The organism is Mesorhizobium sp. KR1-2 (assembly GCF_040045035.1).
Classification (GTDB): domain Bacteria; phylum Pseudomonadota; class Alphaproteobacteria; order Rhizobiales; family Rhizobiaceae; genus Pseudaminobacter.
Window position 1 is genome coordinate 15,726 of sequence record NZ_JBDZDS010000009.1, and the last position, 21,013, is coordinate 36,738.

Consider the following 21,013-nt stretch of genomic DNA (forward strand, 5'->3'; position numbering starts at 1 on the left):
ATGCTCATTTTCGGCGTACCGCTGCAACTGTTCTCCACCCAGATCATGCTGGGCCTGATCAACGGCGCCTTCTACGCGATTCTCAGCCTCGGGCTCGCGATCATCTTCGGGCTGCTGAACATCGTGAACTTCGCCCATGGCGCCTTCTACATGCTGGGCGCCTTCGGAGCACTGCTGCTGCTCGACCATCTCGGGATCAACTATTGGGTGGCGCTGGCCGTCGTGCCGCTGGGCATCGGTCTTGCCGGCTGCGTCATCGAACGGTTCGTGCTCCGCTGGATCTACGATCTGGACCATCTCTACGGGATGATCCTGACTTTCGGCATGGGGCTCGTGATGGTCGGCGTGTTCCGCAACCTCTACGGTGCGACCGGCCTGGCCTATTCGATGCCGGCGGGGCTGCAGGGCGGCTACAATCTCGGCTTCATGTATCTGCCTGCCTCGCGTGCTTTCGTAATCGTAGCCTCGGTCGTGGTCTGCCTGGCGACGTGGATCGCCATCGAGAAAACCCGTGTCGGCTCATGGCTGCGCGCGGCGACCGAGAAGCCACACCTGACCGAGGCCTTCGGCATCAACGTGCCGCTGCTCATCACGCTGACCTATGGCTTCGGCGTCGCGCTGGCCGGATTCGCGGGCGTGCTGGCCGCGCCGATCTTCTCGGTCAACCCGATGATGGGCAGCGATCTCATCATCGTCGTCTTCGCCGTGGTGGTGATCGGCGGCATGGGCTCGATCTCGGGCGCGATCCTGACCGGCTTCATGCTCGGATTTGTCGAGGGTCTGACCAAGGTCTTCTGGCCGCAGGCCTCGTCTACGGTGATCTTCGTCATCATGGCCATCGTGCTGCTGGTCCGTCCGGCGGGCCTCTTCGGAAAGCAGGAATGACATGTCGGCTACGCAAGCTATCGCAACGACCACCACGCACGCCGCCGCGCCGCTCGGCATGTCGCGCACGCATCAGCTTCTCATGCTGCTGCTGGTGGCGATCGTCGTCATCGCTCCCTTCACCTTCTACCCGCTCTTCGTGGCCAAGGTGCTGTGCTTCGCGCTCTTCGCACTGTCGCTGAACCTCATGCTGGGCAATCTCGGGCTGCTGTCCTTCGGCCATGCAGCCTATTTCGGTCTCTCCTCCTATGCGGCAGCCCATGCGGCGAAGATTTGGGGGTTCACACCCGAACTCGCCATCCTCTTCGGCGTCCTGGTGGCGCTGGGGCTGGGGGCGGTGATTGGCGCGCTCGCCGTGCGGCGGCGGGGCATCTATTTCGCCATGGTCACGCTCGCCTTCGCGCAGATGGTCTATTTCTTCAGCCTGCAGGCCCCGTTCACCGGCGGCGAGGACGGCATCCAGCAGGTTCCGCGCGGCAATCTCTTCGGCATGCTCTCGCTGCGCGATGACAGGGCTCTGTACGCACTTGTGGCGGTGGTCTTCATCCTCGGCGTGCTCGCGCTCTACCGGATCACCTATTCTCCGTTCGGCCAGACCCTGCGCGCCATCCGCGACAACGAGGCCCGCGCGGTCTCGCTCGGTTATAGGGTGAACGGCTATAAATGGCTGGCCTTCGTTCTCGGAGCGGGCTTTGCGGGCCTAGCCGGCGGGATGAAGGCCATAGCTTTCCAGCTCGCGAGCCTCACTGATGTCTACTGGGGCATGTCTGGCGAGGTCGTGCTTATGGCGCTGATCGGCGGCATGGGCACGTTCTTCGGCCCGATCGTAGGCGCGGGACTGGTCGTCTGGATGCAGAACGATCTGGCAAGCTTCGGCGCCTGGGTGACCATCGTGCAGGGACTCGTGTTCATGCTCTGCATCCTAGCCTTCCGGAAGGGCATCGTCGGCGCGCTGGGGCAGCTTCTGGGGCACAAGCTCTAGGTGTGAGCTTTCGATAGGTCGTCCATTCGGTCTTGAGCGAGGAGGCTGGAGTTATCAGGCTTCCACCATTCGCGGAGGGACCGAATGAACATCCACAAGAATGCCCGCCTGACGCCGTTGCATTGAGAGGAGATGGCGCGCCGCTCGTTGAGGGGCGCCTTTCCAAAGCCCAGGCCGCAGGTGTCTACGGCGTGCCGGCCAAGACCGTAGCGCGCTGAGCCGATCGCTACAGGTCAGCGGCGTGTTCATAGCGGTACTGAAGCCGGGTCATCGTTGGGATCCGGCGACATATTGGCGGCGTCGGAGTGAACCTCGTATGCTCCCATGTCAACGGCGCTGCTCACCCGACCTTGCCCATCTATGTCGGTGGACCCGAGGCCGAAGGCGGACGTCCGCCGAGGCGTAAAGCGTCCATTGAAGATGCCAATGTCCGCTTTTGGCGCAACCATAATCGCCAGCGTGGTGGCCGACGATGTCTGCTTTCAGGAAGCGGCAAAGCTGATTTTTATGACCGACTTGGGGCGCGAAGCCGTCATTCACAGCGTCCTGCCGACTGTAGCAGGAAAGCCGAACATCCACTAACATCAAACCCGGATCACCCCACGGGGGCAGACCACTTCTAACGTCAGCTTTCAGGGACAGCCACGGTCAGCTTCAGTGTCCTACTTGAGGGCGCGATTGGGAAATAATGATGTTCAGTTTAGCGTCTGGCGTTTCTTTCAAATCTACCGACAACTCATTGAGGGGGCAAAACAGGATGCAAAATAGGCTCTGATAAGTGAAGGTTATCGGAGGTTTGAACTGGCCAGTTCCTGTCGCTGAAACACCCCCCACGCTCTTCTATCACCCTGAAGGTCTCTCCACGCATCCGTGGCGCGAATGGGGATCACGCAGGCAACCCGCTCATTGTACCTCGCGAAAATCTCGAAATGCTCGCCATAGAGCCTATCGCACTTCACGCAACCATTGCTCAGATATGCCGCGCCTGCGGTCTTGCTGAAACGATGTTTGATTGCGCCGATACGCAAGCCAGCCGGGATATGGTCGCATATAAAGCGGAGGAGCGGCTCGCGCCCACCAAACTCGGCAATTGACACCTCGCGCTTGTAGGGTCCGAACACAAGGTCGATGCCCGAAATGATGTCTGTGTCCGAGCGGCATCGATCATGCCAGCAATTCACTGGAGCAACGCGAACGGAGACCGTCCCTGCTGTCCCTCGCGGGACGCCAAATTTCAACCTCCCGCTGAATGCGGCGTCGAGCAGGGATCGGACGGGCATCTTCTGTCCGCTGGACAGGGCGACGTCATAGGTTTGGTTCGGGCCCTCCAACACGATGGCGGATGGGAGCTGCTCGATTGCCGGAACCGCTGTTTTTCGCAGCAACCACAATCCTCGTATTCCCGATGCCCGATACCGTTGCTGGCGTCTCAGCGTCTCTTCCACCGTCTGCGGGGACCATTGAATTTCGACTGCGACCCCAGCTCGTCCTTTCCGAGCAAGCACATCGGCCATCCAAGTTTCCCCGTCGGGCGCTAAGCCTGGCACCTCAGTTCCGGCCTCCCAGCCGTGTGCTCGGGCAGCCTCGACGGCCATCTGCTTCAGACGCAAATGGGCTTCAGTCTCCGGGGCCGTCTGGCAGCCACCATCGGCCATGTGGGCAAAAAACCGGGTTCCTTTGCGGGAAGTCTTCAGCGCGACCCGTGCAGAGCAGCAAGGCATGCGTAGGTGCCGTTCCGAGCGATTTTGGACGACAAGCGCCGCCCAATCGTCGGGCGACAGGTCAAAGGCATGGATACTCTGTTGATCGTGATCCAAGCAACGAAGGGGCATCGTTTATCCGCCGTGTGGTGCTCAAAGCGGCAGCGCGATGGCGAGCCGACTAAACTGATCGTAGCCGTTGACGCAGAGACAGGCTACAGCACCGCGCCTGCCACGTAGTTGGTGAACATGTCGCCGTCGCGAATGTAGCGAGCAAGCACGGCATCGGAGGCGTGACCCGTCTGGGCTCTGATCTTCCATGTGCTCGCCCCCGCCATGGCCGCGCTGGTTGCTAATCCTGCACGTAAGCTGTGCCCACTATATGCGTCAGGATCGAAGCCTGCCGCCTCGACCCGCTCCTTGACGGTGATCGAGACCGCCTCGCCCGACAGGCGCTGATTGGCAATGTGGCCGTGACGATCAACGTTCCGAAACACGGCACCTTCATCGATCCCGGCGTGATTGAGCCAATCGCTGAGATGTCGTACCGGGCACCACCGGGTGCGTCCGAACGGGATGCCGATCTTGCGCCCCGCGCCGGTCTGGTCGGTTTTCGAACGGCACAGCGTGACGACGATGCCCTGCCGGACATGCTCGATGTCGGCATGATCAAGGCCGATGAGTTCCGAGCGTCGAAACGCTCCGGCGAAGCCGAGCAGCAAGAGCGCCTTGTCGCGCAAATCCTTCGGGCGGTCGCCCATGCAGTGCAGGACGGCAAAGAGGTCGTCCTTGATCAGCGGCTTGGCCTCCCGCTGCGCGGTGCCGATCTGGCGACGGATGCCGCGCAGGGTGGCCTTGACGATTTCCGACTTGCAAGGATCATCCAGCCCCTTGGCGCGGTGCGCTTTCGACAACGCGGCAATGCGCCGTGCAATCGTTGCGGCCCGGCGGTCCTGCGCGAGGTGCACCAGATAGGCCGCTACCATCGCCGGATTGGCTGGCACGCCGCCGCCCCAGCGTTCGAAGTTGGCGAGATCGTCGGCATAGGCCCGCTGCGTGGCGGGTGAGAGCGAGGCGTGGATCGCCTCCGCAACTCCCGATGGCAAAAAATCGACCTCGGCTGCGTCGAGCTCAGTGCAATTAATTGCACTCGCGAAGCGATTTTATCCGCGTCCAAATTATCGGTCGGTTTCACCATTTGGTTGCATTCGAGCGATCTGCTGATTTTTGTCTCAGCCCCGAGCATGATCGGCTCCTGCTGCCTCGATCCGACACAGGTTAAGGAGCGCAAGGTGGTCGTGGGCGACCTCCAGAGCGCCCCTGACGAGGGTTTCGGGAAAACCGGAATAAGGTGAGATGGGCAATCTCGGCATCGCGTAAGATCGCCCCCGCGCCGGGGTAGCTCAACCTGCGATCAACGACTTGCCCCTCGACCCGGAACACGAGATGGCCGATGAAGTCGCCATGCGCATCTGCAGGCAGGTGCTGATCCATCAACACCTGCAGGACCGTGCATCGCTCGGCGAATAGGGTGAGCGCCCGCCGCCCGAGACGGGTGTGCATGTCGAATGCGTAGTCAGGCCACCCCCTGATCAGGGCGGGTTCGGATAATTTTTCCGGGCTGGCCGTCACCGGCCCCGTGCTTGCCGCCAGCCATACGAGCGGGGTCGTCAGTGGGTGCCCCTCCTGCGTCCGCGTCGAGCCGAGCCGGGCGACCTCCAGCACATGCTCGGGCGTGCCGAGATGCCGGTATACGTCCAGCAGCGTGGCGAACGATCCTTCCACTTCCGGTAGGGCATAGGCCGGGAACCGTTTCGTTCCCGCGACTAGCCATGCCGCCAGCGTCCGCTCGGCCAGATGCCGCGCCGGATCAGTGACGATCTCGCACAGCTGGTGCTGGGTCAGGTCGAGAAAAGCCGTGCGCTGGCGCTTCCATCGCGGGTGCAGATCGGCGGCAACCAGCAGCTCGCAGGCGTCCCGACATTTCATTGCGGCGCATAGGCGTTGCACCAGCGCGGCCGCAATGTCCCAGTCCCCGCCATGTTCAGCCCGCCAGGTCTTGCGGGTCGAGGCGAGCAGCACATCTCGCACGGCATCGAGGTTGGCGATCCCGACATCTTCGAGCGCGATCACCGTCAGCCGTCGCCAGAAACGGTCCCCGTGCCCGGCAAGAAGGAAACTGGTTGCTGCGAGGGCAGCGGTCTCATTCCCGCGCCTGATTGCTTTCTGCAATGCCGATGTTGCCAGCCACGGATCAGAATGAAGGGTACGAAGTATCGGGTCGCTCAACCGGCGGCGTCTGATCGAACAAGTGCATGAATTTCCTCTCATTTTTTGAGCCTGAGAGGATGTTATCGCGTGGCTGCGCCACGTCATTCGTTATGCGTCAAAATTGCGCTGGAGAGACAAGAAATGTTGATGAGATGGATGCGCCCAATCTGCTTGAGTTGCCTGAGAACGTCGTGACCTCAGGGAGGCTAATCTCCAATTGTCTCAACGGCTGTCTTGGAGATCAAAAAAGACAATGCGAGGACAACGATCAGACGACTAGTTTTGGCTGCACTGACTTTGCCAGAAGATGATCCACTTTCAGGCCGGAGAACTGCACCTTGGAGACTTCCGCAGCCAGCATCTCTACCTTCGCCCCGTGGCCGTAGCGATCATCCATGGCGCGTTGTTCGCGCCATCCGTTTATCGCCTCCCGATGCTCTTTCGATGCGCCAGCTTCCCGCAAGGCGTCATTGAAGTTGCCGCGGAAGCTATGGAAGACGTACTTTCGGGCTTGCCAGACCCCGGCGATCTTTGGCCCAAAGTGCTCCTTCAGCGCCCTGACGGGGATTTCATACTGCCGGAAACGGGAGCGGCTGACCTTGCCCTTCTTCATGTCCAAGAACAGGTCGATCAGGTCACCCAGCGACTTTGAAGGCCATTCGGTCCCCCGCGCCTTACCGGCATGTGGGAAACTGCCGGCAAAAAGGCTGTCGTTAATTGCTGGCATTGCTCCCCGCTGGAGAGCTTCAAGCCGGAGCCGGGCTAACTCCAGATCGGCACGTTCGATCAGCCGACAGAGGAACTGGAAATCCCGATGGCCGCTAAGCGATACCGGCCAACCGTCTTTCATGAGGGACTGACACTGGGTTTCCGAGATCACGCCGTGCGCCACAAGGAGTTTCAAGGCTCTGGGGTCGGCATCAACATGGTTGCCAGATGCGCTGGCGAGTGCCGCTTTCCGATCTTCTACCGCCTCGGCGAGGATCACTGCGTAGTCTGACTCGTCTCGGCCCAAAAACAACGAGCCAGCCTCTAGCATTTGCTCATAGCGTCGACGGAAATAGGCCACGGCAACCTGCTGCGCCCGAAGGTCGTCCAGATCGAGAGAGGGGGAGCTTTCGGGCGTCGGGATCGGCGAATGCTGTGCCAGCCCCTTCAGGCGGCGTAACTCGGCATCGGTTTGAACAGCAAAAAGGTGCGCGCGTTGCTTGACCTGCGCTGCATCCATCCGTCCCACGCGCTCAATCCATGCGGTTTTTCCCGCCAGCGTCTGCAATGGCTTCGGGATGTTGCGCCTGAGCTTTCTGTCCTCGCCCTTGCCGACGAGATATCGGAGTTTGCCACGTCTTCCATCCTCGAAAAGGTACCAGAAAAAGGTACCAGTTGCGAGGTCTTAGACGTTAAAAATCAGTAACTTACTTTGAAATCAGTCCTTTGGAGGGGGACTGGTAGCGGAGGACCGAAACAGTCACCACGGCCCCGCGTGGTCCTATTCCGCGAAAGCCGCGCCAAACAAGCTCATACCACACCAAAACCCAGCCTGACCTAACAACGAAACCTCCGGCCCCGCAAGAGGTGGCGGCACGTGTATCTTTTCCTGTGGCGGCTGCATCCATCAGACGGGAGCCACGATGGTTCTTCCCCGAAGCGAGTATGTAGTGATGACGATAAACCAGAGTTCCCTTAGCGCATTTTCTCAATTGACGGGACAGCAGAAGACGGCTGCCGGTACTAACGAAGCCGCTGGAAATTCAATAGGTTCCGACCTGCCGGGCGATAACGTTGTCCCGTTCGTAAGTAAGAGTTTCGCGTCGTGTCCTGTCCCGAAGAAAATCCAATCAGACCCCGTCGCCAAAGCTGGGTCGAGCCACCTCGATCACATAGCTGCCTTGACCGCGATGGAGCTTCGCAAGCGTTATCCACGCGAAGCGATCTCCCACAAGAACATGCTTTCACGTCGAAAGTTGAAGGGGGCGATCGTCCATCCCGATTTTGTCAAGTTCACTAGCTTCCTTGGAATTTTGGGGCCAATGCCCGCCAAGAAGGCGACCTTGGATCGAATCGACAACAACGATCCCGAGTATGCACCCGGCAAAGTTCGTTGGGCGGACAAGAAGACCCAGAACAGCAACAAGTCTGACACACTCATCATCCATGATGCCGAGAAGGGTCTGACATACTCGGTTTCTCAGTTGGCCAATTTGCAGTCGGTCCCCGCCGATACAATCCGCAAGCGAAAAGCCAGAGGTTGGACAGATGCCGAGATCATCGCGGGGGCCAAGGCGAAGCCCGCACACGCCCAATCGTCAGGAACTCTCCCGATCCAGTTCTCGGACGGTTTGTACTCCCCCAAGCAACTTGCCGCGCTCATGCGCCCAGTCAGTTCCCTGACGCATGCCGGAGACATCGCCTTCTACAGGGACGCTCATTTCCAACAGGGGTATCGAGATCGCGAAGGGGAGGAATACTTCCCTGCGCTTTATGATGACATGATCGAGCCGGGCGACGACGAAGACTGTCATCTACGGGAGGGCGTGGAAAGACATATCGCTAAGCTCTGGCCGAGCATCAGACCACATGTCATCTTCGCCAATCTCACTCCCGCGCAGCAGCAGCTGGTTGCGAAGATTGACCCCGAGTACGTTGCCAATCAGAAAACAAAGTCTCGGTTCTGAGCGCAATAATACTACGTTGCCGGAGTGGATGGACAGCTGACTGTGTCTTTTCGCCTAAAGCAGCAGTGCGAAGACATCTGTCAACGCACTGCACTGTTAGCTTCGCAGGCCGACAGTTATGCAATTACTTCAGAGGATTATCCTATTCGCTAGACGCAACTCTGGGCTGTCCACCGAAGACGAAATCGGGAGCTGTGCGTCGAGCATCATTAGGTAAAAAACTACGCAAAAACAATGACGTGGCGCAGTCAGGCGATAACATCCTCTCAGGTTCAAAAACGAGAGGATTTTCATGAACTTGTTCGATCAGAGGCCGGCAGTTGAGCGACCCGGTACTTCGCGCCACCTTCCCGACCCTTGGCTGGCGACATCTGCATTGCAGAAGGCAATCCGGCGCGGCCACGAGACGGTCGCCCTTGAGGCGAGCAGCTTCCTGCTTGACGGTCACGCTGATCGCTTCTGGCGGCGGCTGGTCGTCATCGCGCTGGAGGACATCGGCATCGGCGATCTCAATGCCGTTCGCGACACGATGCTTGCCGCGACCCGCAAGGGTTGGAGGGCAGAACACGGCGGCGATTGGGTCGTGGCCTCGCGCCTTGTGCAGCGCCTATGTGCCACCCCCAAATCCCGCGATGCCTGTGAATTGTTGGTGGCCGCCGACCTGCACCCTCGTTGGGCAGCGCAGCGGACGGCATTCCTCGACCTGACCCAGCACCAGCTTTCCGACATCGTGGCCGACCCGGCACGACATCTGGTCGAGCGAACGCTGGCCTCGTGGCTGATCGTAGGCACCCGGCGCTTTCCAGCGTTCGCCTTGCCGGAGGTCGCGGGTTCATTCCCGGCGTTGCTCGACGTGTACCGGCATCTCGGCGCTTCCGAGCAAGTTCTGGAGGTCGCCCGCCTCGGTTCGACGAGGACGCAGGAGGGGCACCCGCTGACGCTCCCGCTCGTATGGCTGGCGGCAAGCGTGGGGCCGGTGACAGTCAGCCCGGAAGAATTATTCGAACCCGCCCTGATTAGGGGCTGGCCCGATTACGCATTCGATATGCACTGCCGTTTAGGGCGTCGCGCACTTGCCCTGTTCGCCGAGCGATGCACGGTTCTGCGCGTGCTGATGGATCGGCACCTGCCTGCCGATGCGCATAGCGACTTCATCGGCCATCTCGTGTTCCGGATCGAGGGGCACGTCGTGGATCGCAGGTTGAGCTACCCCGGCGCGGGGGCGATCTTACGTGATGCCGAGATTGCCCATCTCACCTACTCCGGGTTTCCCGAAACCCTCGTCAGGGACGCGCTCCGGCTCATCCATGACCACTTGGCGCTGCTTAATTTGTCTCGGATCGAGGCAGCAGGAGCCGATCATGATCGGGGCTGAGGCAAAAATCAACAGATCGTTCGAATGCAACCAAATGGTGAAACCGGACGATAATCTGGGCGCGGATAAAATCGCTTTGCGAGTGCAATTAATTGCACCAACGCTTGGGCGCTTTAGAAAATCTGTTGGTGCAATTAATTGCACTAAGTCCGACGCCGCCAAGGTCGATTTTTTGCCATCGGAAGTTGCGGCGGCGATCCAGGAATCGCTCTCACCCGCCACGCAGCGGGCCTATGCCGACGATCTCGCCAACTTCGAACGGTGGGGCGGCGGCGTGCCCGCCAATCCGGCGATGGTGGCCGCCTATCTGGTGCACCTCGCGCAGGACTGCCGGGCCGCGACAATTGCACGGCGCATCGCCGCGTTGTCGAAAGCGCATCGCGCGAGCGGGCTGGACGATCCCTGCAAGTCGGAAATCGTCAAGGCCACCCTGCGCGGCATCCGTCGCCGGATCGGCACCGCGCAGCGGGAAGCCAAGCCGCTGATCAGGGACGACCTCTTTGTCGTGCTGCACTGCATCGGCGACCGCCCGAAGGACTTGCGCGACAAGGCGCTTCTGCTCGTCGGATTTGCAGGCGCTTTTCGTAGATCGGAGCTGATTGGCCTCGACGTGGCCGACATCGAACAAGTTCGACAGGGGATCGTCGTCACCCTGCGCCGTTCCAAGACCGACCAGACCGGCGCGGGGCGCAAGATCGGCATCCCTTTCGGACGCACGCGATGGTGCCCGGTGCGGCACCTCAGCGATTGGCTCGATAACGCTAGGATCGATGACGGTGCCGTGTTTCGGAGCGTTGATCGTCATGGCCGTATCGCCGACCAGCGTCTCTCCAGCGAGGCGGTGTCTATCATCGTCAAGGGGCGGACCGAGGCGGCAGGCTTCGATCCTAATGCATATAGCGGGCACAGCTTACGTGCAGGATTAGCAACAAGCGCAGCCATGGCGGGCGCGAGCACATGGAAGATCAGGGCCCAGACCGGCCACGCCTCAGACGCCATGCTTGCCCGCTATATCCGCGACGGCAGCCTGTTCGAGCATAATGCAGCGGGAACGGTCCTATGAGGATGTTCGCCGACGAATGGCCTTCACCTGTTCCACCGCAAGTTCCAGATCGGATAACGATAGCTCGCGGGCGACCGCCTGCAGTTCTTCGGAAAGCTGGGTGTGGCGGGGAGACAGCTTGCGTTCCTCGAAATCGAACAGCCTCTTCAACTCGATGCCGAGCGTGTCGCACAAAAGCTCGATTGTCTCGAAGCTGGGCAGGCTCTTGCCGCGCTCGATGTTGGAGATCGCATCGACCGACCGGCCCATGCGCTCTGCAAGCTGATCCTGCGTCAGCCCTTTCTGCTTTCGAATTGCCTTAAGGCGCTGCCCCAGTTGGGTTTTCACGGACATGACCCGTATTGGGCTACGGGCAGTTTTCTGAAAACCGATCTTTCTACGAAAGAAAATGGAAAGATCGGAGTGCTATACGAGTTTCAATCACAACCCGGCTTCTTCTTCGTGAGAAGAGTTGCCGCTGAGTTGGTGAGAAGGAGTTGGAGGTCGGTATGACACATATCATTGCTTTGGCAGCCATGATGGCCTTTGCCTATGGCTGTTGGAATTTTCTGCTCATGATCGCCTCCGAGGCGAAGCGGGGACGCGCATTCTGGCATTTCTGTCTGTCCACTGTAGTTTTCTTCGCAGCTGTATTTGTTGTGGGTTCCATTGAGGAACGTCGGCTTTCGGCTTTGCAGACCGAAAATCCCGCCGAATACCAAAGCCTGATGGCCGCCAAGGCCGAGGAGCAGCGACAGGCGGAGGAACAGGAGCGCACCCGCGAGGAGGCGAGACAGCAGGCCACGCTGGAGAGGCAGAGATCGGGCCGTCATTGTCTGAGCAGTTGGGACGGCTCGCCACGGCGGCTGGTGGCTGCCGTAAAGGGCAGCCTCCGAAATCCGTCGAGTTTCGAGCACATTGCCAGCAGCATCACGCCACGGAACGAGCGCGGCGAACACGAGGTCGTCATGGAATACCGCGCACAGAACGGCTTTGGTGGAGTGTCGCTTGGCGTGGCTACGGCACTCGTGCGCAGTGCCGATTGTTCGGTGATCGAGTGGAGCAGCATTTAGGAGGAAGCAATGACGAAGTTTGGAATGTGCGCTGCCGCCGTCGTATTTGCGCTCGGGATGTAGATGCTTTCGCAAGCTGAAGAAGGTTGCTATTCCGGGCGGTGGGGAGGGGCAGAACGTGGCAACACCATCGGAATGGACTGCCGGAGAACTGTCGGCAGCCGTCGAAGCGTACCTCCAGATGCTCGCACTGGAGGAACGCGGAGAGAAATACAACAAGGCAGCGGTGCAGAGGATGCTGCTCGCAGGGCCGATTGCGGGAAGGTCAACAGCCGAGCAGCGCATGCAGAACATCTCGTTTGTGCTGAGCCGCATGGGTCGCCGTTGGATCGACGGCTATAAGCCTCTGTCGAACGTTGGAGCAAGAACAGCCGAGACACTGCGGAACATCATTGAGGGCTATACCTCACCTGATGCCGCACCACTGCCCCTGCGTCCCCCGGTCGCTGTCCCGGCGTCACGAAAGTGGCCACCGACGGGGTACTGGATGTTCGTCTGCAATCGGAACATTTGGGACGGGGAGGCGCAGCTGCGGCAGCCGGCTGAAACCTTTCTGTACAAGGTCTCAGAGCACAATCGAGACGAAGTTCAGGCGGGTGATTTTGGCGTTCTCCGCATCAATGCCCGCAAAGGGACAAGCGCACGACCGGCGCGTCCAACTGGTGTCTATGCCGTTGTCGAGGTACTCGATAGACCGCAGCTTCAGGCCGACAGAGACGAAGCGCACTATTCAAACCGAACAGATGCCCAGGAGGTGACTTGGCGTGCGCCTCTAAAGCTGCTCGCCAATCTGGTCAACCACCCGATTGCATCGGATGAACTGCCCGCCAACGAGCATTTTGACCATTTCAGGGTTCCCTTACAGACCTCGACCATACCTATTTCTCGGCAGGCATTTTCGGAGTTGTATAGAAGGTCTGGAATAGTCCGGCCCGGTCTGACGGACGAGCAGAAAGCGGAAACCGTGCCTGGCGTGCGAGCACTCGAAATTGAAGCGAGCAACGCCGATCCCAAACGCAAATCACGGATCAGCCGATACATCGAGCGTGGCCCTATAGGCACAAAAGTCAAGGAAGTCCAAGGCTATCGCTGCCAAATTTGTGAAGCACTAGGAGTTGAGCCCGTCGCTTTCCTAAAGAAAAACGGCGCTCCATTCGCGGAAGCCCACCATGTTCAGCCGGTTTCGCTCCTGCAGGCAGGGACACTCGCTGCAAGCAATATAATGGTTCTGTGCCCCAATCATCATCGGCAGGCTCACCTAGGCAACTTCGATGTGTTGGAAAGCGAGCCACATCAGTGGCGCGTAAAGATAGATGACGACGTATTGGACATCCCGAAGAACGTGATCAAGTGATGGTTGAGACGGCAGCGACGCAATCAGATTTTGCACCATAACCTCCGTTAACCTTCACTTATCGAGACTCACAGGGTCCTCCTTGCAACCGGCACCCTGTCATCCTGGCATAAATTGAAATGCCGTTTCGGACATTGCTAACACGTCGCTTTCGCTGAGCGGCTCCGTCCGAGATAGATCAGAGCGGAAATGCACCTGACTTACTTCAGCCGGCACGCCATCGCGGACCGCTGGTACGGCGGCCAAATCGTAGAACCGCAGCGATGCGCGTGCCAGGTGGTCGTCGAAGCGTGCACCCATCGCGGTTGGCAGGCTTTCGCCCAGGGTTTCCGCGATGGTCTCCTGAACCTTCAGGATCAGGTCATCGTTACCTGCCAAAGCTGCTTCGATGGCCGCGACCAACTCGCGCAGCGACTGGCCGCCACCGCTACCCTCGATGAATAGTGAAGCCAGCAACCCAACCGTCCCCGCGGGCGGCTGGCATTGCTCAGCGGACAGGTGATGCACGCGCAACCGCTCACCCGACGCCTTTACGTCAAGGCGCACATTGCCCGTGGAAAAATCGAAACGGTCAATGTCGGTGCTTCGCCACGCGGCTACCGTCGCGCGCACGTCGCGGCTGGCGGCAATCAGGCACAGCTCTCCTAACAGGCCGTTGAGCGAGCGGAATGCGGGCCGCGAGAGGTGGCGAAACAGTTCGATCAGGCGCTGATAAACCTGCACGATGTCTTGCAGCGCCGGATTTGGCCCGACGATGCGGAGGATCGTCTCGCACACATGCAGAAAATACGCCTGCGCTTGCGCGTCATGTGAGATGCAGGTGATGACGGACAGCAGTTCCTGACGCTCGCCCCCGTCCACAGTATGAATGTGATGGCGGTTGCCGAAACGCGCCTCAAGCATCGCCAGCCGGACCGGAGCGTGGAACGAGCCTGGCCCACTGCCCAGTAACAGGCTGGCCTGCCCCATGTTGTTGCGACCTACGTAGTGGCAAGCATAGCCGGGTATCGAGCGCACCCTGAAAGAGCCATCATCCGTGCCATGCGCAAGGGGCTCGACCGAGGCCAGCAATTCGGCAAGTGAAACGTCAGTCATCTTGCGCTTGCTGGTGCTGGGAGACCCAATCGAGTTCCAGCCTTCGCGAAATCCAGATGGCTATGACCGGCACGTTCTCGATTTCAATGGTGTCGTTACGGCGAAGCTGGAGCGTGTGCAGCTGGATGGTCACGGTGTCATCGTCGCGGAAAGCGGCATCGCCGGGATAGCTGTAGCCGCCCGACGCCAGCCGCGTCGCACCTTGGAACAGCTCGTTGATCCGGCCATTGGCGTCCATTGCGCGGGAACGAGCAAATTCGGGACTGACCTGAAAAACGGTGCAACGCTCGTCGCCATTCTCCTCCAGCGCCTTGGAAAGCTGGAGCATTGCGCCAACAAGGTTACGGGAATCCGCGGCGCCCGTCACCCTGAACGGCACGATCAGGTCGCTCACCACCTGTGCCAGCGAAAGACCACGGCACACCTTGTGCCGCTGGGCCGGTTCGCGGTTGGCAAGGGCGGGCTCAACCTCAAGCGCGATCCCGGCGAGGAACTGCGCCGTCGTGGCGCGGTTCGCTTCCAGCACCTCGAGGGGCGCTTCCGCAATCGCAGGATAGAACCATTGATCGGAATAGTTGCCTCGCACGTAGTCGTAGTCGATGACGTTGCGCCGACACGCCTGAAGGTCCGGCGAGAGAACGAAGGCCCGCTTCCATGCGCTCAACGACTTACCGCTGCGCTGTACCTCCTGAAGCTGGCGGCGCATATCCTCCTCGTGAGCCACATAATCCTCAAACGCATTAAGGGCGTCCTGCTCCAGATAGATGCGGCAATAGCCGAGATACCGTTGCTTGTAGCCGAAGAAGCGACCACGCTGCTGCACGGTGTCGGCGTTGCCCATGCCGGGGCCGCGCGGCATGTAGGTGACCGTCAGGCCCTCGACGGTGAAACCGCGGTCCATAGACTGACCGCCAACCAGTATCCAGCCGTAGGACTGACTCCAGTCGATCTCCGGCGTTTTGCCGCTCCGCGCATTTACCTGCTCGATCTTGGTATTACGGAACGCTCGCGGGAGTCTTCGGGCAAGGTCGTCAAAGGGTGGCATGCCATCCACGGTATCGGCAAGGCCGTTGTAGTCCAGCCGGAACTCCTCAAGCAGATCCTGTTTGTCGGCATCGCCGTCGGGAAGCTCCAGGACACGCTGCCAGTCGTCGAACATATCGCCGATCCAGCGCCAGTATTCGGCGTGGGAATCCGTGCGCTGCGACGGGTGGACAAGCATGGAGCGTTGCAGATTTCGGGCATTCCGTCCCTCGACAAGCCCTGCCGCCACGCCCAGCAGGAAGACGCGTAGAGCTTCGCGCAGCGGCTCCGACGGGTCAGCGAGCGGGTTGTCGTCCGTAGAAATGTCTTCAGGGGCGATGACTCTAACGAGCGGCATGTTGCCAGCAAAGAAGGCTTGCCCTCCGACGTAGCCGCTGCCTGGCTCCAGCACCTCGACAAAGCTCGGTGAGAGTGTGTCGATGATGTTGACGAGCAGCGGTGCCTGGGGTGTCGCGGTATATTGTAGGAAGGTGTGGTGGGGGATGGCATCCCGTAAGCCCAGCAACCGTTGATAGGTCGTGCTCTGTCGCTGCTGCCGGACGAGCGTGTTCAGGCTGGCCTGGTCTGCCTCGTCGTCGATGATGAGGGTCGGCACGCCGGTCAGGTCAAGATGGCGCAGCAAGCCCACGAGTTTGCGAAGCCAAGTGTGCTGCTTCATGACTGTGATGAGGACGGTGGCGCGCTCACTCTGTGCAACGTCGGGATCGGACCACTCGCCGAGCGTCTGCTGGATATGTCTGCGGTTGGTCTCGTTGTCTGCTAGTTCAGTAAAAAGCTTCCACTTGAGCAATCCTTCGATCTTGTCGATCTGGAGATCGTTGCGAAGCCGGTCGGTCGATTGCTTAAGCAGTAGCTTCGACGTGCCCGCCACGACGATGACAAGTTGGAACCCGTTATCGCGTGCCAGAGCCATGACTGTCGTAAACGACAAGGTCTTGCCGCTCTGCACATAGCCGACGACAAGTCCGGTCTCGCTGCCGACCTCGGCCTGCGGATCGACGGACTTAGACAGAATTGACACCGCGGAACTCAGGACAGCATTGCGCGTGTCCTGACTCTCATGGCCAAGTTTTCTGGCGACAAGTTCCTGCGCTTCTTCGCCGATATGCGGATTCCAGTTTGCGCCCGCTTGATGCGGCGGGTCGAGGGGCGTGATGACTGCTAATCCGTTGGACATTTTCTCAACCTATGGCTTGGCCAGAGCTTCGCGTAACAGCTCATTCAGGTTACGGCGGATGGTGCCCACCATCTTCACGCCGACGCCGCGCGCCAGCTTTTCAGAGAGCGCGAGCCCCGCCGCGACACGAAGCAGGGCTTCCACGTCCTCGGGATCGGTCTGCGCAAAGCTGACCATGAAGGGGTGGACAAGCGACAGCCTAATTTCGAGTACCTGGACCCCATCACCCTGTGCGGGTTGGTCGCTCACCAAGAGCCAGTCCCCTTGTGCGGGGTCGCTCGTCAACTCAATGCGGAGCAGCCATTTCTGATCGCGGAAGCTAATGGACAACTCCCGCGCCGCGAGCGTGGTTGGCTCAGGTTCCAGTGGCGTTTCGGTGGTTTCAACCGGCTGCTCGCTGGCAACACCCGGCAGGGCCTCAGGCAACGTCGCTTGCATGGCTTCCACAGCGCGGGCGATTGCTTTTTGGGCGGCGTCGGCAAGTTCGTTGCGCGCTGCCTGAACACGATACAGGTCCGCCTGCCGCAGCATCGGAAGCTCGTCCGTGTCGAGTTCTTCCTTCAGTAATTCGAGGAAGGGCTGCTCGTTTTCGTCCCAGCGAAATCCGTCTTTCGTGTGGCTGACTTCGAAGCCCTCAAGGTGCAATTCGCCAAAGAGCCTACGCCAGCGGAAGTTGCCCGGCTGGCCAAATATAAAGGGGGGGCGGTATCCTTCGTCGCCGCTCCCCTCAATCAGACGCCCGCGCCGGAATAGCGCGAAGCCCGACCGATTGGTGTTCATGGGGTCCATCAGGCCCGCGAAGCCATGCGCGGAAAGCCCGCCGCCAAGGTCAAACCTGATCTCGCGCCGCCATTCTTTCGCGCCTTCTTCAGCCTTGCGCGCGTACGGCGCCGAAAGGATACGAGGCGGTGTATACTCAAGGAGGTCGTTGCTGAAACGAAGCTCAAGGATGCGGTCGCGCACGTAGACGCGGTAAATGTCCGTCAAGTGGTCCTTGATCTTACCAACCGTTCGGCCAGCTGGAAGATGGTAGGGCTCGTCAAGAATGATCTCGGTGAAATGGGCGTTAGGCGAGGATGGTTTTTCGTCGATGTCGAGTTCTTCGAGTTGGTCTCGCACGATTTTCGCAACATCGAAGCGGACCATTCGCTCGGCGGTTTCTCCGAGGGCCTTGGTGCGCACCGACCAGCGAGGGGCGAACCAGCAAGCGGCGCTCTTCATGCCCATACCGAACTCGGACAATCCTGTGCGGTCAGGCGGAATCGCGGCGGGCCGGAACGCGCGCGGAAAATCGCGCAACGCGATGCCAGCGGCATTGTCACGGATGACAATACGCGCCGGTGTAGTGTTCTCGACAGTAATGCCAACCTTCAGACGGAAGTCGGGGCCGTGCAGTGCCTCAAGGCGCAATTTGTTGGCAAGGTAGCTTTGAACGGCATTGTCAACGAACTCGGCCAGGGCGAACCATGTTTTGTAATTCAGGTGTCGGAGAATGGAGAGAACGCTGACGCCGGGGCGGATCGGTACCGCCGTGATGGTTTCCTCACTCGCAGCCTGTTCAGACACCAAGGCTGCTCTCCGTGCAGAGGGGCACCTCGCGACGGACGACGCTGTGCAATGTTGGCGGGGTCAGCAAAGCCTTGGCTACAGCGGAGATGACATCGACGTTGACCGCATTGCCAAGTGCTTTGTGGGCGGCGGTCTGGCTGTCGGGCAAATGCGTTAGCCTGCCCATGCTTTGAAGCCGGGCACATTCGCGCATCGTCATGTATCGGCGCTCCCACGGGATTACCGGCACTTGGCTCGTGGTGAGGGCGACGAGCGACGGCGCTGCGGTGGGCCGCTTGGCCCGTATCCCTGATGCACGAAACTGGATGATCGTCTGCCACAGGTCCCGCGGCCCACCCTTCCAGTTCCATTCAAGCTTCTGGAAACTGGGTGCGAATTCTCTGATCCTAGGAAGCCATGGATCAATCACGGCCTTGTGGCGCCCATAGAACTCGCGGTTCTGCCGGATGAAATGCTGCTTCCATTCGGGGAAAGTGGCGACCTCATCCAGTGCATAGGCAGGTAAAGCCTTGCTGACCTCATTCGCGCTCAGGCCTTTTAGCGGGCGCCCGAGCGCGCCCTTGAAGGACGCGATGGCATCGAAGCCAAGTTCGTGCGGCGTCTGGTCGCGGTATGGATATGTGGCCCCGAACTCCATCGCCCAGATGGGAAAGGAGGGAAGCTCCTCGTCCTTGGGGAGCGCATCAAGAAGCGCCTGCCACGTCTCTAGGTATTCAATAAATTTCGCGCTGAGCTCGCGCGCGTCCTTCGGGTTCTTGTCGAGAACGCTCTTGATCGTGACCTCGTCCGGCTTGTGTGTCGGCTCCGGCCACGAAAAGTGCTCCAGCCCCCCGCGCGCGCCGACGATGATGGCACGCTCGCGCACCTGCGGCACTCCGAACATGTACGGCGAGAGCTTGTGTTTATCGACCTGGTATCCCAGTTGTTCCAGCCTGGCCTTGATCTTCTCCCACGTCTTGCCGCCGTCGTGCCGCAGCAGGTTCGGCACGTTCTCGATTAGCAGGTAGGCGGGCTTGTGCGTGTCCAGAATCTTCAGAACGTAGTCGAACAGGTCGCCCCACTGCGGGCAGTCAAAGCCGAGTTGGTCGCCCGCCTTCGAGAATGGCTGACATGGGAATCCTGCGCATAGGATGTCATGGGGTGGCACGGTGGCATAGGCTTCGCGGATGTCGCCTTGAGGGCGAACGTCGAAGTTCTTTTCATAGAGGTCGGCGAGCGCGGGGTCGAGTTCGGAAGCGAACGCGCACGTGTGTCCAAGCCGCTCAAGGGCTTGGTGGAATCCGCCCAGCCCTGCGAACAGGTCGATGAATCTCAACCCCGTCACGGTCTTAATCGTCCAACGGAAAAGTAAGCTGCCGGGTGGCGTGCCGCTCCAAGAGGTCTTTTATGGCGACATTCACGACATACTGTAGAGTGAGAGGTGGGCGATGCCCCTCGGCAAGGGCGCGCAACGCGTCGTAATCTCCCATATCTAGGGAGACGGTAAACCGCTTCTGTTGCTTAGCTCTGGCCATGGTGCACCTCTTTGCACCAGGGTGCACCACATTAAGGCGGTTGTCGATAGCCTATTTGCCAAGATGATTACTTACTAATTGCATGAGTGATGCTATATCTTTGGTTTCGCATTCCCAAACCACCAGCACATCCCAGCCAAGCCTGTGTAGCTTTTCAATAGATTCCTGGTCTCGCTCCACGTTGCGCTGTAGTTTATGGCCCCAGTAATCCCTCCGCGTTTCCGGTATTCTGCCGCTAAGCTTACAGTCGTGGCGGTGCCAGAAGCACCCATGGACGAAGATAACTTTCCGCAGCGAAGGAAATGTCAGGTCAGGCGTGCCGGGAAGATCGCGACGGTGAAGTCTGTACCTATAGCCCATACGGTGGACAAGGCTTCGAACGAGAAGCTCCGGCTTCGTGTTCGCCTTGCGAATCCGCGCCATGCGCTCACGCACACCCTCCGGTACATCCGGAAATGCACTGGGTCTGTTCTTCGTCGGTTTAGAGCGTGCGTCCATGTCACTGCGCCAACCATCCAAGTTCCTCAGGGAAGCGCCTCCATAAGGCACGGTGCGCCAGTGGGGTTGTTTGCGATGCGTACCGCCCTCCTATTCCTGAGCACTTTGTCGAGTTGTGTATGTAGATTAACTCCACGATGGACAGGATTTTCATATCGGGACGGGAAACGTCAAACGTCGGGGCGCTCAGCCGGCGTCATCGTCATCGATTTCGAGCGATGGCATACCGCCGTTCAAGCGCACCTCCAGCGCCTGTACCTTTTTGTGCAGTCGAGCCAGTTCGCGGTCATGCGCTTCTACCTTGGCCTCAATCGGGTCTTCGGCAGCAAATGACGCTTCCAACCGCACGTTGATTTCGCCGTTCATCGTCCGGCCATTCTGTTTGGCAGCTTCTTCGATCTTCTTCCGAAGCTCGACAGAGATGCGCAGTTTCATGTCTGGGGCAATTTCGATCATGGGTAATTGATACCCCGGTAAGGGGTTGACGGGAAGAGGTAAGCATGACTACCCTCTTAGGGTAATTAACTACCCAAAAGGAGGGGCGCATGCCCATCGATAACCTGAAGGTTCGTGTTCCGCATGAAGTGAAGGAGTGGCTGAAGGCCCGCGCGGAAGCGAACTGTCGCACCATGAACGGCGAAATCCTCGCCCTCCTGCAGGCCACGAAACTGGCGGAACGCAAGGTCAAGAGGGAGGCTGCATGATGCCCCCCGGCCAACTGATCAAAGCGGCGGCTTATGCCCGCTTTTCCACGGAGCA

Annotated in this window: 20 protein-coding genes; 9 read left to right on the forward strand and 11 right to left on the reverse strand. The window is 59.7% G+C overall.

The genetic code is table 11. The features are described from left to right. From ABLE85_RS17455 to ABLE85_RS17465, 3 genes are all read left to right on the forward strand, one after another. Window positions 1–885, forward strand: a complete 885-nt coding sequence (locus ABLE85_RS17455) for a branched-chain amino acid ABC transporter permease (protein WP_348793988.1) — start codon at window positions 1–3, stop codon at window positions 883–885. Window positions 886–943: 58 nt separating this feature from the next. Further along, complete coding sequence (locus ABLE85_RS17460) at window positions 944–1,867, forward strand: branched-chain amino acid ABC transporter permease (RefSeq protein ID WP_348794203.1); 924 nt, start codon at window positions 944–946, stop codon at window positions 1,865–1,867. A 426-nt stretch (window positions 1,868–2,293) separates the two neighbouring features. Then, window positions 2,294–2,449, forward strand: coding sequence for a hypothetical protein (locus ABLE85_RS17465; RefSeq protein ID WP_348793989.1), 156 nt, complete (start codon window positions 2,294–2,296; stop codon window positions 2,447–2,449). 203 nt (window positions 2,450–2,652) lie between these two features. On the opposite strand, the gene ABLE85_RS17470 is transcribed toward ABLE85_RS17465, so the two are convergent. From ABLE85_RS17470 to ABLE85_RS17485, 4 genes are all read right to left on the reverse strand, one after another. Further along, a complete protein-coding gene (locus tag ABLE85_RS17470; RefSeq protein ID WP_348793990.1) occupies window positions 2,653–3,684 on the reverse strand; it encodes a competence protein CoiA family protein in 1,032 nt (343 codons plus the stop codon). A gap of 98 nt (window positions 3,685–3,782) precedes the next feature. Continuing rightward, window positions 3,783–4,673 (reverse strand): site-specific integrase, encoded by an 891-nt coding sequence (locus ABLE85_RS17475; RefSeq protein ID WP_348793991.1) that lies wholly within the window; start codon window positions 4,671–4,673, stop codon window positions 3,783–3,785. A 172-nt stretch (window positions 4,674–4,845) separates the two neighbouring features. Then, complete coding sequence (locus tag ABLE85_RS17480; RefSeq protein ID WP_348793992.1) at window positions 4,846–5,799, reverse strand: hypothetical protein; 954 nt, start codon at window positions 5,797–5,799, stop codon at window positions 4,846–4,848. 307 nt (window positions 5,800–6,106) lie between these two features. Next, complete coding sequence (locus tag ABLE85_RS17485) at window positions 6,107–7,114, reverse strand: hypothetical protein (protein ID WP_348793993.1); 1,008 nt, start codon at window positions 7,112–7,114, stop codon at window positions 6,107–6,109. Window positions 7,115–7,499: 385 nt separating this feature from the next. On the opposite strand from ABLE85_RS17485, the gene ABLE85_RS17490 reads away from it, so the two are divergent. The 3 genes from ABLE85_RS17490 to ABLE85_RS17500 all read left to right on the forward strand — a co-directional run bounded on the left by ABLE85_RS17490 (window position 7,500) and on the right by ABLE85_RS17500 (window position 10,951). After that, window positions 7,500–8,513, forward strand: a complete 1,014-nt coding sequence (locus ABLE85_RS17490) for a hypothetical protein (protein ID WP_348793994.1) — start codon at window positions 7,500–7,502, stop codon at window positions 8,511–8,513. A gap of 292 nt (window positions 8,514–8,805) precedes the next feature. After that, complete coding sequence (locus ABLE85_RS17495) at window positions 8,806–9,888, forward strand: hypothetical protein (RefSeq protein WP_348793995.1); 1,083 nt, start codon at window positions 8,806–8,808, stop codon at window positions 9,886–9,888. Then, the gene (locus ABLE85_RS17500; RefSeq protein WP_348793996.1) at window positions 9,875–10,951 is read left to right on the forward strand and encodes a site-specific integrase; all 1,077 of its coding nucleotides are present in this window, start codon (window positions 9,875–9,877) and stop codon (window positions 10,949–10,951) included. Before ABLE85_RS17495 ends, ABLE85_RS17500 begins: the two co-directional genes overlap by 14 nt. Here the strand turns inward: ABLE85_RS17500 and ABLE85_RS17505 are convergent. Continuing rightward, on the reverse strand, window positions 10,946–11,284 hold the full coding sequence (locus ABLE85_RS17505) for a helix-turn-helix transcriptional regulator (protein WP_348793997.1): 339 nt from the start codon (window positions 11,282–11,284) through the stop codon (window positions 10,946–10,948). The genes ABLE85_RS17500 and ABLE85_RS17505 overlap by 6 nt on opposite strands. 155 nt (window positions 11,285–11,439) lie before the next feature. Here ABLE85_RS17505 and ABLE85_RS17510 point away from each other — a divergent pair, with 155 nt between their 5' ends. Both ABLE85_RS17510 and ABLE85_RS17515 read left to right on the forward strand, forming a co-directional pair. Then, window positions 11,440–12,003 carry a hypothetical protein gene (locus ABLE85_RS17510; RefSeq protein ID WP_348793998.1) on the forward strand — a complete coding sequence of 188 codons (564 nt, stop codon included), beginning with the start codon at window positions 11,440–11,442 and terminating at the stop codon, window positions 12,001–12,003. 19 nt (window positions 12,004–12,022) lie between these two features. Further along, window positions 12,023–13,357: a hypothetical protein gene (locus ABLE85_RS17515; protein ID WP_348793999.1), complete on the forward strand. Its 1,335-nt coding sequence runs from the start codon at window positions 12,023–12,025 to the stop codon at window positions 13,355–13,357. Window positions 13,358–13,456: 99 nt separating this feature from the next. On the opposite strand, the gene ABLE85_RS17520 is transcribed toward ABLE85_RS17515, so the two are convergent. From ABLE85_RS17520 to ABLE85_RS17545, 6 genes are all read right to left on the reverse strand, one after another. Next, window positions 13,457–14,452, reverse strand: a complete 996-nt coding sequence (locus ABLE85_RS17520; protein WP_348794000.1) for a PD-(D/E)XK motif protein — start codon at window positions 14,450–14,452, stop codon at window positions 13,457–13,459. Next, window positions 14,445–16,673 (reverse strand): Z1 domain-containing protein, encoded by a 2,229-nt coding sequence (locus ABLE85_RS17525; RefSeq protein WP_348794001.1) that lies wholly within the window; start codon window positions 16,671–16,673, stop codon window positions 14,445–14,447. Before ABLE85_RS17525 ends, ABLE85_RS17520 begins: the two co-directional genes overlap by 8 nt. 9 nt (window positions 16,674–16,682) lie before the next feature. Further along, window positions 16,683–18,239, reverse strand: coding sequence for an ATP-binding protein (locus ABLE85_RS17530; RefSeq protein ID WP_348794204.1), 1,557 nt, complete (start codon window positions 18,237–18,239; stop codon window positions 16,683–16,685). After that, entirely contained in the window at window positions 18,232–19,557 is a 1,326-nt protein-coding gene (dcm, locus tag ABLE85_RS17535; protein WP_348794002.1) for a DNA (cytosine-5-)-methyltransferase, read from the reverse strand. The genes ABLE85_RS17530 and dcm overlap by 8 nt, the downstream gene beginning before the upstream one ends. Before the next feature lie 250 nt (window positions 19,558–19,807). After that, a complete protein-coding gene (gene vsr / locus ABLE85_RS17540; RefSeq protein WP_348794003.1) occupies window positions 19,808–20,254 on the reverse strand; it encodes a DNA mismatch endonuclease Vsr in 447 nt (148 codons plus the stop codon). 186 nt (window positions 20,255–20,440) lie between these two features. Continuing rightward, complete coding sequence (locus ABLE85_RS17545) at window positions 20,441–20,710, reverse strand: Arc family DNA-binding protein (RefSeq protein WP_348794004.1); 270 nt, start codon at window positions 20,708–20,710, stop codon at window positions 20,441–20,443. Between the two features lie 89 nt (window positions 20,711–20,799). On the opposite strand from ABLE85_RS17545, the gene ABLE85_RS17550 reads away from it, so the two are divergent. Further along, window positions 20,800–20,958, forward strand: a complete 159-nt coding sequence (locus ABLE85_RS17550) for an Arc family DNA-binding protein (protein WP_348794005.1) — start codon at window positions 20,800–20,802, stop codon at window positions 20,956–20,958. The last annotated feature ends 55 nt before the right edge of the window (window positions 20,959–21,013 follow it).